Source organism: Streptomyces sp. NPDC051921 (assembly GCF_040680975.1).
In the GTDB taxonomy this organism is placed as follows: Bacteria; Actinomycetota; Actinomycetes; order Streptomycetales; family Streptomycetaceae; genus Streptomyces.
This window is the reverse complement of sequence record NZ_JBFAXU010000017.1, coordinates 14,380-28,284: the sequence shown is the minus strand read 5'-3', so window position 1 is coordinate 28,284 and position 13,905 is coordinate 14,380. Positions and strand designations below refer to the sequence as shown.

General features: G+C 72.1%; 11 protein-coding genes. 6 read left to right on the top strand and 5 right to left on the bottom strand.

From position 1 onward, the window contains the following. Nucleotides 1–42 precede the first annotated feature (42 nt). The 5 genes from AB0M16_RS22450 to AB0M16_RS22430 all read left to right on the top strand — a co-directional run bounded on the left by AB0M16_RS22450 (nucleotide 43) and on the right by AB0M16_RS22430 (nucleotide 5,123). Nucleotides 43–954: a chain length determinant protein gene (locus AB0M16_RS22450; protein WP_365345548.1), complete on the top strand. Its 912-nt coding sequence runs from the start codon at nucleotides 43–45 to the stop codon at nucleotides 952–954. 14 nt (nucleotides 955–968) lie between these two features. Next, on the top strand, nucleotides 969–2,516 hold the full coding sequence (locus AB0M16_RS22445; RefSeq protein ID WP_365345546.1) for an oligosaccharide flippase family protein: 1,548 nt from the start codon (nucleotides 969–971) through the stop codon (nucleotides 2,514–2,516). Beyond that, the gene (locus tag AB0M16_RS22440) at nucleotides 2,506–3,561 is read left to right on the top strand and encodes a hypothetical protein (RefSeq protein ID WP_365345544.1); all 1,056 of its coding nucleotides are present in this window, start codon (nucleotides 2,506–2,508) and stop codon (nucleotides 3,559–3,561) included. Before AB0M16_RS22445 ends, AB0M16_RS22440 begins: the two co-directional genes overlap by 11 nt. Before the next feature lie 96 nt (nucleotides 3,562–3,657). Next, nucleotides 3,658–4,320 carry a class I SAM-dependent methyltransferase gene (locus AB0M16_RS22435; RefSeq protein WP_365345543.1) on the top strand — a complete coding sequence of 221 codons (663 nt, stop codon included), beginning with the start codon at nucleotides 3,658–3,660 and terminating at the stop codon, nucleotides 4,318–4,320. Continuing rightward, nucleotides 4,320–5,123 (top strand): glycosyltransferase family 2 protein, encoded by an 804-nt coding sequence (locus AB0M16_RS22430; protein ID WP_365345541.1) that lies wholly within the window; start codon nucleotides 4,320–4,322, stop codon nucleotides 5,121–5,123. The genes AB0M16_RS22435 and AB0M16_RS22430 overlap by 1 nt, the downstream gene beginning before the upstream one ends. On the opposite strand, the gene AB0M16_RS22425 is transcribed toward AB0M16_RS22430, so the two are convergent. Together AB0M16_RS22425 and AB0M16_RS22420 are read right to left on the bottom strand one after the other, a co-directional pair. After that, on the bottom strand, nucleotides 5,102–6,046 hold the full coding sequence (locus AB0M16_RS22425) for a glycosyltransferase family 2 protein (protein WP_365345539.1): 945 nt from the start codon (nucleotides 6,044–6,046) through the stop codon (nucleotides 5,102–5,104). The two genes, AB0M16_RS22430 and AB0M16_RS22425, sit on opposite strands and share 22 nt — an antisense overlap. Next, nucleotides 6,046–8,103 carry an O-antigen ligase family protein gene (locus AB0M16_RS22420; RefSeq protein WP_365345537.1) on the bottom strand — a complete coding sequence of 686 codons (2,058 nt, stop codon included), beginning with the start codon at nucleotides 8,101–8,103 and terminating at the stop codon, nucleotides 6,046–6,048. The genes AB0M16_RS22425 and AB0M16_RS22420 overlap by 1 nt, the downstream gene beginning before the upstream one ends. A 44-nt stretch (nucleotides 8,104–8,147) precedes the next feature. Here AB0M16_RS22420 and AB0M16_RS22415 point away from each other — a divergent pair, with 44 nt between their 5' ends. After that, on the top strand, nucleotides 8,148–8,825 hold the full coding sequence (locus tag AB0M16_RS22415; RefSeq protein WP_365345535.1) for a hypothetical protein: 678 nt from the start codon (nucleotides 8,148–8,150) through the stop codon (nucleotides 8,823–8,825). Here AB0M16_RS22415 and AB0M16_RS22410 read toward each other — a convergent pair. The 3 genes from AB0M16_RS22410 to AB0M16_RS22400 form a co-directional block, all read right to left on the bottom strand. After that, entirely contained in the window at nucleotides 8,800–9,408 is a 609-nt protein-coding gene (locus tag AB0M16_RS22410; RefSeq protein WP_365345817.1) for an acyltransferase, read from the bottom strand. The two genes, AB0M16_RS22415 and AB0M16_RS22410, sit on opposite strands and share 26 nt — an antisense overlap. Before the next feature lie 94 nt (nucleotides 9,409–9,502). Beyond that, complete coding sequence (locus AB0M16_RS22405) at nucleotides 9,503–10,549, bottom strand: glycosyltransferase (RefSeq protein ID WP_365345533.1); 1,047 nt, start codon at nucleotides 10,547–10,549, stop codon at nucleotides 9,503–9,505. A gap of 47 nt (nucleotides 10,550–10,596) precedes the next feature. Beyond that, nucleotides 10,597–13,851 (bottom strand): DUF4082 domain-containing protein, encoded by a 3,255-nt coding sequence (locus AB0M16_RS22400; protein ID WP_365345531.1) that lies wholly within the window; start codon nucleotides 13,849–13,851, stop codon nucleotides 10,597–10,599. Nucleotides 13,852–13,905 lie beyond the last annotated feature (54 nt).

Here is a 13,905-nt window from a genome sequence, read left to right as displayed (position 1 = left end):
AGTTGAGCAGCCGCCGATCAGGGGCGCGCAAGGGGGAACGCCATGGACCTCGCAGAGATCTTCCGGGTCATGTGCCGGCGGTGGTACGTCCTCGTGCCCGGGCTGTTGCTCACCGCCGGGCTGACGGTGGGCGCGTGGCTGCTCGTACCGGTCTCGTACGAGTCGCAGAGCACGGTCGCCATGCTCAACTCCCGCAAGGGCGCGGAGGCGGACGGCAACCCCTTCCTCAGCATGGAGCCCTCGCTGACCGGCATGGCCGACAGCCTCGCCCGCAACGTCAACTCCGACGCCTCCGCGGCCGAGCTGAAGGCCCAGGGGCTCACCGAGAAGTACGAGGCGAAGATCGCGGACAACGCGCAGGGACCGCTGCTCTGGCTCACCGTGACCGGCGAGGACCGGGACGCGGTCCTGCAGGGCAACAAGACGCTGATGGCGTTCACCGCCCAGCGGCTCGAGGACCTGCAGGCGGACCAGAAGGTGTCCCCGGACTCCATGATCCGGATCACCACGATCGTCCCGCCGCAGGATCCCGAGCCCCAGCTCAAGTCCAAGGTCCAGTACCTGGTCATGGCCGCGGGCCTCGGCATCGTGCTCAGTCTGGTGGCGACCTTCTTCGCGGAGGCCCGCCGCCGGGGCCGGTCCCCGAGGAAGCACCGTCAGGATTCGGACATCGATCGGACCGAGCCCGCGCCCGAGCCCGTCTCCGAGGCCGCCCCCCGGCCCGCACCGGCGGCGGCCCGCCCCGCCCGGCCGGCCGACCTGGGCGGCCACCTCACGGACGGGCTGCTGACCGGCACCGACGCGCAGGACGCCCCCGACACCCACCCCGCCCCCGAGCACGACCGGTCCGAAGGCGACCGGGAGCAGCAGCCCGACCAGCCCACCGTCCAGCTGCCCGTGCTGCCCGCCGCCGAGCGCCGCCCCGCCAAGCGGCCGCCGTCGTGGGTGAAGTGACAAGGAGCCCCTCGATGGAGTCCGCACCCGCCGAGGGCCAGGCGTCCCTGGGTACCAAGGTCCGCTCGGCGACCCGGTGGAGCCTCGTCAACACGATGGTGATGCGGCTCGGCAACTTCGCCACCGGCATCATCCTGGTCCGCTACGTGCTCGACCCGGCCGCCTGGGGTGTCTACGGCGTCGCCCAGACCGTCCTCATGGTCCTGCTCGCCGCCAACGAGCTGGGCGTCACCCTCGCCGTCGTCCGGTGGGACGGCGACGTACGGCGGTTCGCGCCGACCGTGCTCACCCTCGGCGCCCTGTCCAGCGGCCTGCTCTACCTGGTGCTCTTCGTCTCCGCGCCGGCCGTGGCCGCACTGCTCGGTTCGAGCGAGGCCACCGCCGTGCTGCGGGTCATGTGCCTGTGCCTGGTGCTCGACGGGCTGTCCCAGGTGCCCGCGGGCGTCCTCACGCGCGAGTTCCGGCAGGGCCGCCGGATGGTCGTCGACGCCCTCAACTTCGTCGTCAGCACCTCCGTGACGCTGGTCCTCGCCCTCCGCGGCTGGGGCGCCATGAGCTTCGCCTGCGGCGCCGTCGCCGGCAACGTGGTGGCCCTCGCCGGCTGCGCCGTCGCCGCCCCCGGCATGCTGAAGTTCGGCTGGGACAAGGAGCAGGCCAGGGCGCTCCTCCGCTTCGGCCTGCCGCTCGCCGGCGCCAGCCTGCTCTCGCTCGCCGTGGTGAACGCCGACGCCATGATCGTCGGCGCGGTCCTCGGCAACATCGCCCTCGGCTTCTACATGCTCGCCTTCAACATGGCGGGCTGGCCCGTGCGGGTCATCTCCGAGACCGCCCGCCGGGTCTCCTTCGCGGGCTTCTCCCGCCTCGCCGACGACCCGAAGGCCCTCTCCGAGGGCTTCGCCCGCGCACTCGGCGTCCTGATGGCCGCCACCGTCCCGGCCTGCGTCCTGCTCGGCGCGCTCGCCGGACCCCTCGTCGAGCTCGTCTACGGCGCCAAGTGGCGGCCCGCCGCCGAGGCGCTGCCCTGGCTGATGGCCCTCGGCCTCGCCAGGATCGCCGCCGAGCTCACGTACGACTGCCTGGTCGCGATCGGCCGGCGCCGCTCGCTGCTGCTCATCCAGGGGCTCTGGCTGGTCACCCTGGTCCCCGTGCTGATCCTCGCGGCCCGCGCCGGAGGCATCGGCACGGTCGCCGTCGGTCATGTCGTGGTCGCCGGCGCGGTCGTCCTGCCCGCCTTCCTCGTCGCCCTGCGCCGCGGCGGCATCGCGGCCCGCGCCCTCGCGCGGGTCTGCGTCCGGCCGGTGCTGGGCGGGGCCGTGATGGGCGTCGTCCTCGTCCTGCTGCGGCAGCGCCTCGGCGAGGGGATCGCGGCCCTGTGCGCCACGAGCGCCGTCGGACTCGTGTGTTACGGGCTGTGCGTGCTGCCCGGCCGCACACTGGTGCGCGGCGCGCTCGCCCGGCGGAGCCGGAGCCGGGGGAACGAGCGGTCCGTGGCGGACGCCGAGCGCGCCGTCGCCCCCGTACCGGCGCAGAAGCGGCCGGCCGAGCCGGCCCGTGAGCGATGAGGTGAGTCCCCTGGCCCGATCCCGCCGCCGCAAGGTCCTCGGCGCGGCGTTGCTCGCCGCTGTCCTGCTGTTCTCGCTGTTCACCTTCACGGGACTCGGCCAGAAGGCACTGTGCCTGGGCGGCGCGGCCCTGTGCGACTCGCGCGCCATCACCGCGCCCGGGGCCACCGGCACGCCCGGCGCGTCCCCCGGCACCGCGGACGGCAAGCCGCCGGCGCCGAAGGGCTGCGCGAGCCCCAAGGCCTGCGGCTACCCCGACGCGAGCACCACCGGGCCGCGGATCGCGACGCTGACCCCGCAGAGCACCGGCAACGCGTCGATCCGCACCGACGGCACCGTCATCCGGGGCTGGGACATCACCGGCTCCCTCGACATCTACGCCAACAACGTCACCGTCATCGACAGCCGCGTCACCTCGACCAACTGGTGGGGGATCAACCTGCGCCCCGGCTACTCCGGTCTGCGGGTCCTCCACACCACCATCACCGCCGTCCCCGGAAAGGGCCCCAACAACGGCGGTTCGGACTACGCGGTGTCGAACATGAGCACGAGCTCGATCGAGGTCGGCCACTGCGACATCTCCGTCTTCGGCGACGCCCTCTCCATGGGCCAGGGGAACCTGCACGACAACTACGTGCACGACATCACCCCGTTCAAGAACCTCGACGGGGAGTGGCAGCACACCAACGCCGTCATCAGCAACGGCGGCGGCAAGGGCAAACTGATCATCCGTCACAACACCCTGCTCAACGCGACTCCCGTCGAGAAGGGCGCCTCCGCCGCGATCGGCCTCTTCGCCGACAGCGCGCCCGTCACCAACACCGTCGTCGACGACAACTGGCTGGCCGGCGGCGCCTACACGCTCTACGCCGGGGGCAAGGACTCCACGGGCATCGAGGTCACCGACAACGTCTTCTCGCCCCAGTACTACCCGGCGGGCGGCAGGTACGGCGCCGTCGCCTACTGGAACCCCACGGGCAAGGGGAACGTGTGGCGCGGCAACAGGACGGCGGACGGGACGCCCGTCGTCCCGTCCCAGCCGTGAGTCGACAAGGTCACCAGATCAGCTGATAAATCCCCACTCCCCGCATAGGGTTGGGCCTGACCCCACCCTCTCCTCGAACCCCAGGTGGTTGATGCGATGTCCGGCATCCGTGCCCTCCGCAATCGTTTCGTCGACGCGCCCGACTCGCTCGGCGAACGATTCCGCGCGGCCCGCTGGGAGCGGTTCCGCAACTGCTTCCCCGGCATCGCCGACATGCGCGTCGTCGACCTCGGCGGCACCGCCTCGAACTGGACGCGCTCCCCGCTGCGGCCGAAGCACGTGCACCTGGTGAACCTGGAGGAGCACCCCGCCGAGCTGCCCGACTGGATCACCGCCGAGATCGCCGACGTGACCGATCCCGAGATCCCCGCCAAGCTCGGCGAGTTCGACCTCGTCGTGTCCAACTCGACCATCGAGCACGTGGGCGGCCCCAGCCAGCGACGCCGCTTCGTCAGCGCCATCGAGCAACTGGCCCCGCTGCACTGGGTGCAGACGCCGTACCGCTACTTCCCGGTGGAGCCGCACTTCCTCGCCCCCGGCTTCCAGTTCCTCCCGCTGGCCGCCCAGGCCAAGCTCGTACGCCACTGGCCACTCACCCACAGCCGCCCCGGCACGCCGGAGGAGGGCATGGACGCGGTCATCAACATCGAGCTGCTGACCCGCGCCGAGATGCGCTACCTCTTCCCCCGGTCGGTGATCCTCAGCGAGCGGGTGGCCGGGCTCACCAAGTCGCTGACGGCCGTCCGCACCCGGCCCTGATGGGCGGCCTGCCGCGCCGGGCCCTGAGAGCGCCCTGGGAGCTGCTGAAACGGCGCTTCGGCTGGCTCGTCCTGTACGAGCTGCGGAACAAGGTCCTGCTCGCGCCCACCGCGCGGAGGCTGCGCCGCGTCGAGGACGCGGAGACCGCCCGGCTCGCCCAGGTCCTCGGGAGGCGTCCGACGGCCCGGGTGGCGACCGTCATCGCCACCCACCGGCGCCCCGATGCCCTGCTCCGGGCGGTCCGCTCGGCCCTGGCGCAGTCGGTGCGCGACCAGGTCGTCATCGTCGTCGACGACGGCGCGGGACTGCCCGAACTCCCCGCCGACCCGCGCCTCTTCGCCGTCTCGCTGGCCCGGAACACCGGCGTGGCGGGCGTCGTGCGCAACGTGGGCATCCGGCTGACCGACTCGGCGTACGTCGCCTTCCTCGACGACGACAACGTGTGGGAGCCCGACCACCTCCAGGAGGCCCTGGCCGCCCTGGAGGCCCCGGGCGGCCCGGACGGCGTGTACACGGCGCTGCGCCGGGTCCGGCCGGACGGCACCGACATGGACGTCCTGTCGGTGCCCTACGACCGGCGCAGGGCCGCGCACGAGGCCTTCCTCGACACCAACGCCTTCGTCGCGCGGCGGACCCCGGCCCTGCACTTCAGCCGGCTGCGGCGCACTCCCGAAGTGCTGCCCCGCGAGGACTGGGAACTGATCCGCCGCTACGGCCGGACGCGCAGGGTCGCCCATGTGGCCCGGCCGACCGTGCGGTACCTGGTCAACCCCGGGAGCTTCTACACCTCGTGGCGGGACTGAGGCCCGCGCAGCAGTGCCCCCACGGCGGCGCGCGCGGGCTCCCGCCCGAGCGCCGCCCGGGACAGCTCCCGCAGCAGCACCGCCCCGCGGAACGCCGCGGTGGCGGCGAGACCGTGCCGGCGCCGGTAGAGCCGCACCCGGTTCACCACGAGCAGCGACCACAGGCGCGGGGAGATCCGCGAGTCACCGCCGAGGTGGGTCGCCCGCGCCGCCGGCTCCAGGCGGGTCCGCAGGCCGAGGCCCCCGGCCCGCAGGCAGTACTCGGTCTCCTCCGAGTAGAGGAAGAAGGACTCGTCCCACGGCCCGCAGGCGACCACGCACGCCCGGGACAGCGCCATCAGCGCGCCGGTCGCCCAGTCGGTCGTCGTAGGGCCCGCGTAGGCGGCCGGTGCGGTGACCAGCTCGCTCAGGCGCGGGAAGCGTCCGGCCCTGCGGTTGCCGAGCACCGCCTCGCCCAGGGCCCGGCTCAGGCTGGACTCGCGGCGCAGCGAGTGGATGAGGGCCCCGTCCTCCTCGTACAGGAGCGGCACCGAGATCCCGACCCGCGAGCCGTCCGGCAGCGGGGTGCCGAGGGCCTCGACCAGAGTGGCGGCGCAGCCCTCGCCCATCCGGATGTCCGGGTTGCAGATCAGCACGGCGCGGTAGCCGTCCTCCCAGGCGTCGGCGGCGCGCAGGGCCGCGTTGACCCCGAAGGCGTAGCCGCCGTTGCGGCCGGTCTCCACGACCGTGGCCTCGGGCGCGAGCCCGCGCACCACGGCGACGGTGTCGTCGGAGGAGGCGTTGTCGGCGACGACGAGCCGCCAGTCCAGGCCCTTCATCCCCGCCGGGAGCGAGTCGAGGAAGCCGGGCAGCACGTCCGCGCTGTTCCAGGTGACGACGAGGACGGCGACGGGACCGGCCGCGGATTCGGACTGATGGTGCATCAAATCTCCACGAGACGCTCGGAGCCAGGTGTACGGGGACGCGGCGGGGTCGGGCCGGCCGCGCGGTCCGCGGGAGGCACCGGCGGCGCGGCGGCCTCCGCCGCCTCGCGCCGTACGAAGCCGAGGCAACTGCCGCCCGCGCCGAGGAGCAGGAAGAAGACGCCCGCGAACATGGGGAAGCTGAGGGTGTCGAAGGTGGCGCTGATCACCAGGGCGACCGTCGCCGAGGCGAAGAACGCCTGGCCGAGCTCCCGGTCCGACTCGCCGCGGGCGAGCCGCCGGATCGCACCACCCTGGTGCACCCCGGTCAGACCGAGCAGGAGCAGACAGGCGACACCGACGGCGCCCAGCTCGGCGACGGTGAGCAGGTACTGGTTGTCGGTGAAGAAGTAGCGCTCCGGCGTGAAGGTGCCGAAGCCCCGGCCGAACACCGGATCCTGCACGAAGTACTCGTAGATCTTCGGGTACTTGATGGTGCGGGCCTGGGTGCTGCTGTCCGCGTTGTTGAGACTGCCCGAGAAGAGCCCCGTGATCGTGCCGATCAGGCCCGGCACGAGGACCTTGAACACCGCCACCGAGCCGAACAGGATGCCGATCGCCGTCCAGCGCCGCTCGGGCTTCCACCGCGGCACCATCACCAGCGCGACCACCACGATCCCGATGATCGAGGTCCGCGACACGGTCAGCGGCAGCCCGCCGCCGAGCAGTACCACCGGCGCCCAGCGCTTGTACGCGCGCAGGTGCCGCCGCGCCGGGTCGAAGGCGTACCAGACGGCGAACGGCAGCAGGATCGCCAGCATGCCGCTGAACTCCAGCGGATGCGCGGTCAGCGAGCGGGGCCGGGTGAAGGAGCCGCGGTCCATCACCGTGACGCTCGCCGTGCTGGAGTTGAGGCCCGGGATGCGCAGCGAGTCGGCGATGTTGGTGCCGGTGAAGAAGTCGTACAGGCCCAGCGCGGCGACCACCGTGCCCATCACGACGAGCCGTCCCATCAGCACGTTCAGCCGCTCGCGGTCCTGGATGCCGGCCGTCGTCAGGACGACCAGGGACACCCACACCAGCAGCACGATCAGCCCGCGGTCGGCCGCCAGGATCTCCTTCTGGTTGCTGATGCGGTCCTGGTTGGCGATGTACGACAGCAGGACGGCGAAGCCCACGACCAGCATCACCGTCCGCATGGTGCGGGTGCCGGGCGCCGGGCCGATCCGGCCGCTGCACCAGGTCGCCAGGTACCAGAAGAGACCGAGCAGCGCGAAGACGTTCGCCGGCGTGCCCGCGCCGCCCAGGGCGGGCAGGGCCAGGTTGGAGGGCAGGAACAGGGCTAGGGCCAGGTAGCCGGTCAGCACGGCCGTCGCGTCCAGCGGCCGGGTGAGCAGCCGGCGCAGCCGGCCCGCCCCGGGCGCGGGCGCCGGGGGAGCGGGGTGCGGGTCCGGCAGGCCCTTGGAGCGGCGGCGGGCCCCGGCCCAGGTCTCCACCAGGAACGACAGCAGGAAGGCGCCGGTGATCGCGAAGACGACGACCGCGGCGACCTTCTGGTAGCGGGACTTCGGCTGCGAGACCGGCTTCTGCGGCGGCACGATCCGCGCCGACTGCACGTAGTAGCCGTCCGGCACCCGGGCCTGCTTCTGCAGGACCTGCAGCTGCTCGGCCGCGTAGTCCGTGATCTTCCGGGTCTCGTCGAGCACCTTCGCCCGGTCCTCGCCCTTGACCGTCACGGTCAGCAGCGGCCCCTCGGCCTTGGCGGCGAAGTCGACCCCGTACTCGTCGGTGATCCCCTGCGTCTGCAGGGTCCGCACCGTCTCCGGCGACTGCAGCGCCCGGATGAGCACATCGGCGGTGCCGATCAGCGAACCGCTCGCGTACGCCAGCGGATTGCCGTAGCTGGGGGCCGGCTTGGCCACGCGGCTGGAGTTGAGCAGGGCGAGCTCGCTCTGCGACTCGTACGTCACGGGGACCGTCGTGTAGAGATAGCCGCCGGCGACCAGACCCACCAGGGTCAGCGGCACCATCACGTACCAACGCCGCCACAGCACGCGGAAGATCTCGGCGATGCTCACGAACCCTCCCCCGGTTCCCCTCGGTGCTGCCAGTATCGGTGCTGATGAACAGAGACGTGCTGACTCCCGAGGGACTCGCCCGCGTGCTGCTGCGCCGCTGGTACGTCCTGGTCCTCGCCGCGCTCGTCACCGGCGCCGCCTGCTACCCGGCGCTGCGGCCCGCACCGCGCTACCAGAGCTCCGCGGTGCTCGTGGTGAAACCGCCGCGCACCGACAACCAGCCCAACCAGCTGACCAACCTGCAGCCCTCGCTGGCCATGGTCTCCTTCGCGGTGGTCCAGCAGCTCCAGTCGCCCGCGGGGCGCGCCGAACTGCGGGAGGCCGGGGTGCGCGGCACCTACCGGATCACCCCCCGCAACAGCGGCACCAGCGCCACCCCCTACTACTCGATCCCCACCCTGCAGATCGAGGCCGAGCGGTCCGCGCCCGAGGCCGCCGACCGCACGGTACAGGCGATCATCGGGGTCTACAGCCGGCACCTGAACGCCCTCCAGGCCGCGCAGGGCGTGCCCGCCGCGACGCTGCTCACCGTCGACCTGGTGAACCGCCCCGGCACGGTCGCGCTGCCCCCCAACCGGTCCCGCGCCTTCGCCGGAGTGGGCTTCCTCGGCGCCCTCAGCGGCGTCGTGTCCGCGCTGTGGGCCGAGCGGTACGCGACGGCGCGCCGTCGCCGGCGTGCCGAGCCGGAGCCGGAGGTCAGTGCGCCGCACCGTGCTCAGTGAGACGCCCGTCCCGCTCCTCGTAGAGCTCGCCCGTCTCCGGGCACTCCCAGATCCCCGGACGCTCCGGGTGGGCGGTCAGCCGGACGCCCGCCTTGCCGACCCAGCCCGCCCGCCGCGCGGGCACGCCCATCACCAGGGCGAAGTCGGGGACGTCGGCGGTCACCACCGAGCCGGCCGCCACGAGCGCCCAGCGCCCGATCGTCACCGGGGCCACGCACACCGAGCGGGCGCCGACGGCCGCGCCGTCGCCGATCCGCACGGCGACCGGCTCCCAGTCGCCACCGCGCTTGAGCCTGCCCTCGGGGTCCACGGCGCGCGGGTTGTGGTCGTTGGTGAGGACCACGGACGGACCGATGAACACCCCGTCGCCGAGCACCGCGGGCTCGTACACCAGGGCGTAGTTCTGCAGCTTGCAGTTGTCGCCGACGGTCACACCGGGGCCGACGTACGCCCCCCGGCCCACCACGCAGTTCTCGCCGAGGCGGGCTTCCTCGCGGATCTGGGCGAGCTCCCACACGCTGCTGCCGGCGCCGACGACGGCCTTCTCGTCGACCTGGGCGGTGGGCTGGACCCGGTAGTTCACGGACATGCCTTTCGTTCGGAGTGACTCGGAGGGGACCCGGAGGGACCGGAAGGGACCCGGAGCGCCGCAGCGGGGCGAGGCCGGGCCGCAGCCGCTAGATCCCGCGCCGCTTCCACGACTGCCACCAGAACCACTCGCGGGCCCGCTCGGCCACCGCCGAGAGGACGAGCGGCTGGAGGTACGGCATGGTGCGGGCGCCGATCCGGCGGCGCAGCCGCAGCGCCCGGAACTCCGGCAGCGCCTCGGCGTCGGGCCGGCACGCGCGGGCGAAGTCCACCAGCTCGTCCACGGGCACGACGTCCGTCCGCCCCCGGTCGTACGCCCGGTAGGCCCGGCGCAGCGCCTGGCGGGCCAGGCGTGTGTCGACCAGGCCGGCGAGGCGGTCCGCCTGCGGGAGGAGGTCGGCGCACTTGTCGAGGACCGAGGTGAACGCCACCCGCCGCTGGCGGATGTCGTCGAGCTGGCCGCCGAAGTCCGTGGTGGACATGTTGCCGCCGTGCACGCGGTAGAAGGCCTGGTCCGCCCCGCGGACGTAGCCCACGTCCGCGTGGGCGGCCAGCCGCATCCACATCTCGATGTCCCCGGCGTGCGGCAGCTCGGGGTCGTAGCCGCCCACCTTCTTCTGCAGGCTGGTGCGGACCACGACCTCGGGCGAGGTGATGCACCCGGTGCCCTCGCGGAAGCGGCGCTCCAGCCACCAGTGGCCGGGATAGACCACGGAGCCGGTGCTCCGGGTGCGGGCCGCCGGCAGCGGCCCGCCGTGCTGGAAACGGAGCGGCCTGCCGTAGGCGAAGCCGGCCTCCGGGTGGGCGTCGAGCAGGGCCACGGCCCGCACGAGCGCCCCGGGGACCAGCCGGTCGTCGGCGGACAGCAGGACGACGTAGTCGCCGTCCGCCCACTCCAGGAGGCCCTCGTTGTAGGTGGCGATATGGCCCTTGTTGCGCTCGTGGACCCGCACCTCGATCCTCGGGTCGGAGGCGGCCAGTTTCCTGGCCACCTCCGCCGAGTCGTCGGGGGACGCGTCGTCGATGATCAGTACCCGCACGTCGAGGCCGGGCTGTTCGTCGAGCACGCTGCGTACGCAGTCGGCCAGGAAGTGGCCGTACTTGTAGCAGGGGATCACGACGCTGACAGAGCTCATGTGGTGCGTTCCCCGTTTTCGGTCGGGTGGATCGGTCGGTCGGGCGGTCAGTCGGTCGTGAAGACCGGGCCGACCCAGTAGTTGGTGGAGTTGTAGGAGCCGTTCGGGAAGGCGCTCGTGGCGCCGTACCGGTAGAGGCCGTTGGCGCTGCCGCTGGCGTCGGCGGGTGCCGACAGCGGGTAGTTCAGGTGCGTGCCCGTGAAGTATCCGGGATCCGAGGCGTAGTTGCCGTTGGGCGCGTGGTACGAGGCCACGTAGGTGGTGCCGGCGGTGATCGTGACCGGAGTGGCGAAGGTCAGCGTCTGCCAGCCGGTGGCCGTCTCACCGCTGAAGGTGCCGGTGGCCAGCAGGGTGCCGTCGGCGGCCCACAGGCTGCCGGTGTGGCTGCCGGTGTTGGTCGCGCCCTTGTAGAAGGTGATGCCGGTGACCTTGCCGGCGATCGAGGACTGGAAACGGGTGCCCAGCTCCAGGGAGTTGCCGTCACCGGTCTCCGCCGGCTTCAGGGGCACGGTCTGCGCGCTCCACAGGGTGCACGGGCAGGCGGTGGGCGGCGGGGTCGAGCTGGTCGTGAAGGTCCACGTGACCGGGTCGGCCATCGCGTTGCCCCACAGGTCGGCCGCCTGCACGGAGGCCGTGTACGTGGTGCCCAGCGCCAGCTGGCTGTTGAGGGTGAAGGCCGCGGTCTTCCCGTCGCCGTCGAGCGTGGCCCGGCCCGGGACGGCCGCGCCGCCGGGGCCCTTCACGGTGAACACCAGGGTGCCGCTGTCGATGCTCTGGTTGAAGGTGGCCGACAGCGGGGCCGTGATCGACACGCCGGTGGCGCCGGCGGCCGGAGTGCGGCCGGTGACGGTCGGCGGCACGGTACTGGCCGAGCCGGTCTCCAGGATGGCGTCCACCCAGTAGTTGCTGCCCGAGGCCGCCTGGTTGGGGAAGCCTCCGGCGGACCCGTACCGGTAGACGCCGTTGCCGCCGTCGGTGCCGGACTGCAGGGCCGTCAGCGGGGCGAGCCCCGCGGCCTTGTCCGTGAAGTAGTGCGCGTCGTAGGAGTATCCGCCGTTCGGCGCGAAGTACGAGGCGATGTAGGTGGTGTTCGCCTTCACCGGCACGGGGGTGGCGAACTTCAGCTCCTGCCAGCCGGAGGCCGTCTCGTTGGTGAACGTGCCGGTCGCGAGGAGCTGACCGCCGGCGGACCACAGACTTCCCTTGTGCGTACCGGTGTTGGCGCTCGACTTGTAGAAGCGGACGCCGGTGATCGTGCCCGGCACCGAGCTGCGGACCTTCACGCCGAGCTCGACCGAGCTGCCGTCGCCGCCGTTGGGCTTGGTCGGGGCGGCCGTCGCCGGCCACACCGTGCACGGGCACTGCTGCTGCGCCACGGTCAGCGGGACGGTGGTGGCGTTGCCGATGTTGACGCTGTCGTCCACGGCGCGGACCTTGAGCTGGACCGGACCCTCGGCGATCGGGGTCCACTTGTAGCTCCAGGAGCCCGTGCCCTCGGCCGCCTTCCAGGTGGTGCCGCCGTCGGTGGAGACCTCCACCCGGGCGACCACGCCGCCGCCCGAGTCCGCGGCGGTGCCGGTGACGGTGATCTGACGCAGCGCCGGGACGGAGGCGTTGGCGGCCGGGCTGGTGACCGTGACGGCCGGCCCGGTGGTGTCGGTGGAGGCGGAGGCCGTGACGAGCCCGGACTGCAGGGACTTCGGCTGGATGCCCATGTCGGCCAGGACGTTCACGGTGGCCTGCTGCATCCGCTTGTCCTCGGTGACCACGCCGCCGTTCGGGTCGGCCGTCGGGACGTTGGTCAGACCCCAGGACCACTGGACGGTCCCGGTGCCGAAGACCAGGGCGTTCGAGGTCTGGTCACGGAAGGCGACCAGGCTGTGGGTCGCCGTGCCGTTGCCGTAGTAGTTGCCCCAGTCGAGCAGGTAGTTGCCGTCGTTCACGTCGACGGTGGTCGAGGAGAGCCTGATCTGGCCGGACGGCCGGGAGGCGTTCTCGATGTCGCTGTCCCACTCGTAGCCGAGGGTGCCCTGCGGGAAGGTGGCGACCTGGTTGCCGGTCAGGCCGGCGACCGTGGTGTTGCGCCACAGGCGCATCTTCGCGAACGCGGCGGGCACGGTGATGGCGTCGTTGCGCGGGCCGTTCACCTGGAACAGCGAGCCGGTGAGGATGTTCTGCGGCCGGTAGGGCTCGCCCTCCTTCGTGCTGTCCGGGTCCATCCAGGTCCCCGTCCACACGTTGCTCGGGTCGGGGACGCCGTTCGGGGTCGGGAACTTGAGCTTGGTCTCCTTGTAGCAGACCAGGGTCCGGTTCGCCGTGCCGCTGCCGTCGATGCTCGGCTCGAGGCGGGTCTTCCAGAAGACCTCGTTGCCGGCGAAGTACGTCTGGTGCTGGCCCGCCTTGCGGGCGTTGAGCACGTTGGTGAACTGCTCCTGCGTCCAGTACTCGTCGTGCCCCTGCGACATGAACATCTTGTGGTTCGCGAGCAGGGAGGAGCCCCGGGTGGCCGTGTCCAGACCGGAGACGTAGCTCAGGTCGTAGCCGTTGCGCTCCAGCCACGAGATCATCTCGTACTCGGAGCCGTAGATGCCGTTCTCGCCGCCGATGTCCATCGGGCGGTTGTAACTGACCTTGTAGGCCCGCCCGTCCGGCGCCGGCCCCTGCCCGTCGTAGAGGTTGGTGCCGCCCCAGTCGTTGTACGCCTGCCAGGTCTGGTCCGAGGTCTGCACGACGACGTCGGAGTGGCTGGCGTCGTTGCGCACCACGAAGGGGTACGGCATGAGGCCGTTGCCGTCCGCCTGGTCGAAGTTGGCCACGTAGAGGCCCGAGACCGCGTCGTTCGGCACCGTCCAGCTCACCGTGGTGGGCCAGTTGCCGCAGTCCATCAGGCCGGTCGGCTGGTCCTTCACACAGCTGGGACGCTGCGTCAGGTAGGTGGCGGGGTAGGTCTGGGCGGCCTGGGCCTCCGTGGAGATCAGCCGCGCGCCGTCACCGCCGTACCAGCCGAGCCGGTAGATCTTCACGCGGTACGAAGAGGGGGACTGGACCTTGAACTGGAGGGTCTCCCCGGCCTGGAGGCTCATCTTGGTGGGGAATCCCGCGATGTCGCCCCAGGAGCTGCCCGCGAACCAGTCGGACATGGGTGTGCCCGGCTTGGAGTTCTCGCAGACGATGGGATTACTGCCCGTTCCGCAGGGATCGGCGAGCGCGCTCGCCTCTCCGCCCGGCGGCAAGAAGATCGCTGTCAGCGCCGCGGCCAGGGCGAACACGGCGCCTCTGGCCCGACGGAAGTGGTTTTGCATCGCTGTACCTTTCACGGGCAGTACAGGTCCAGGCCTACCGGCCGGGGTGGGGGA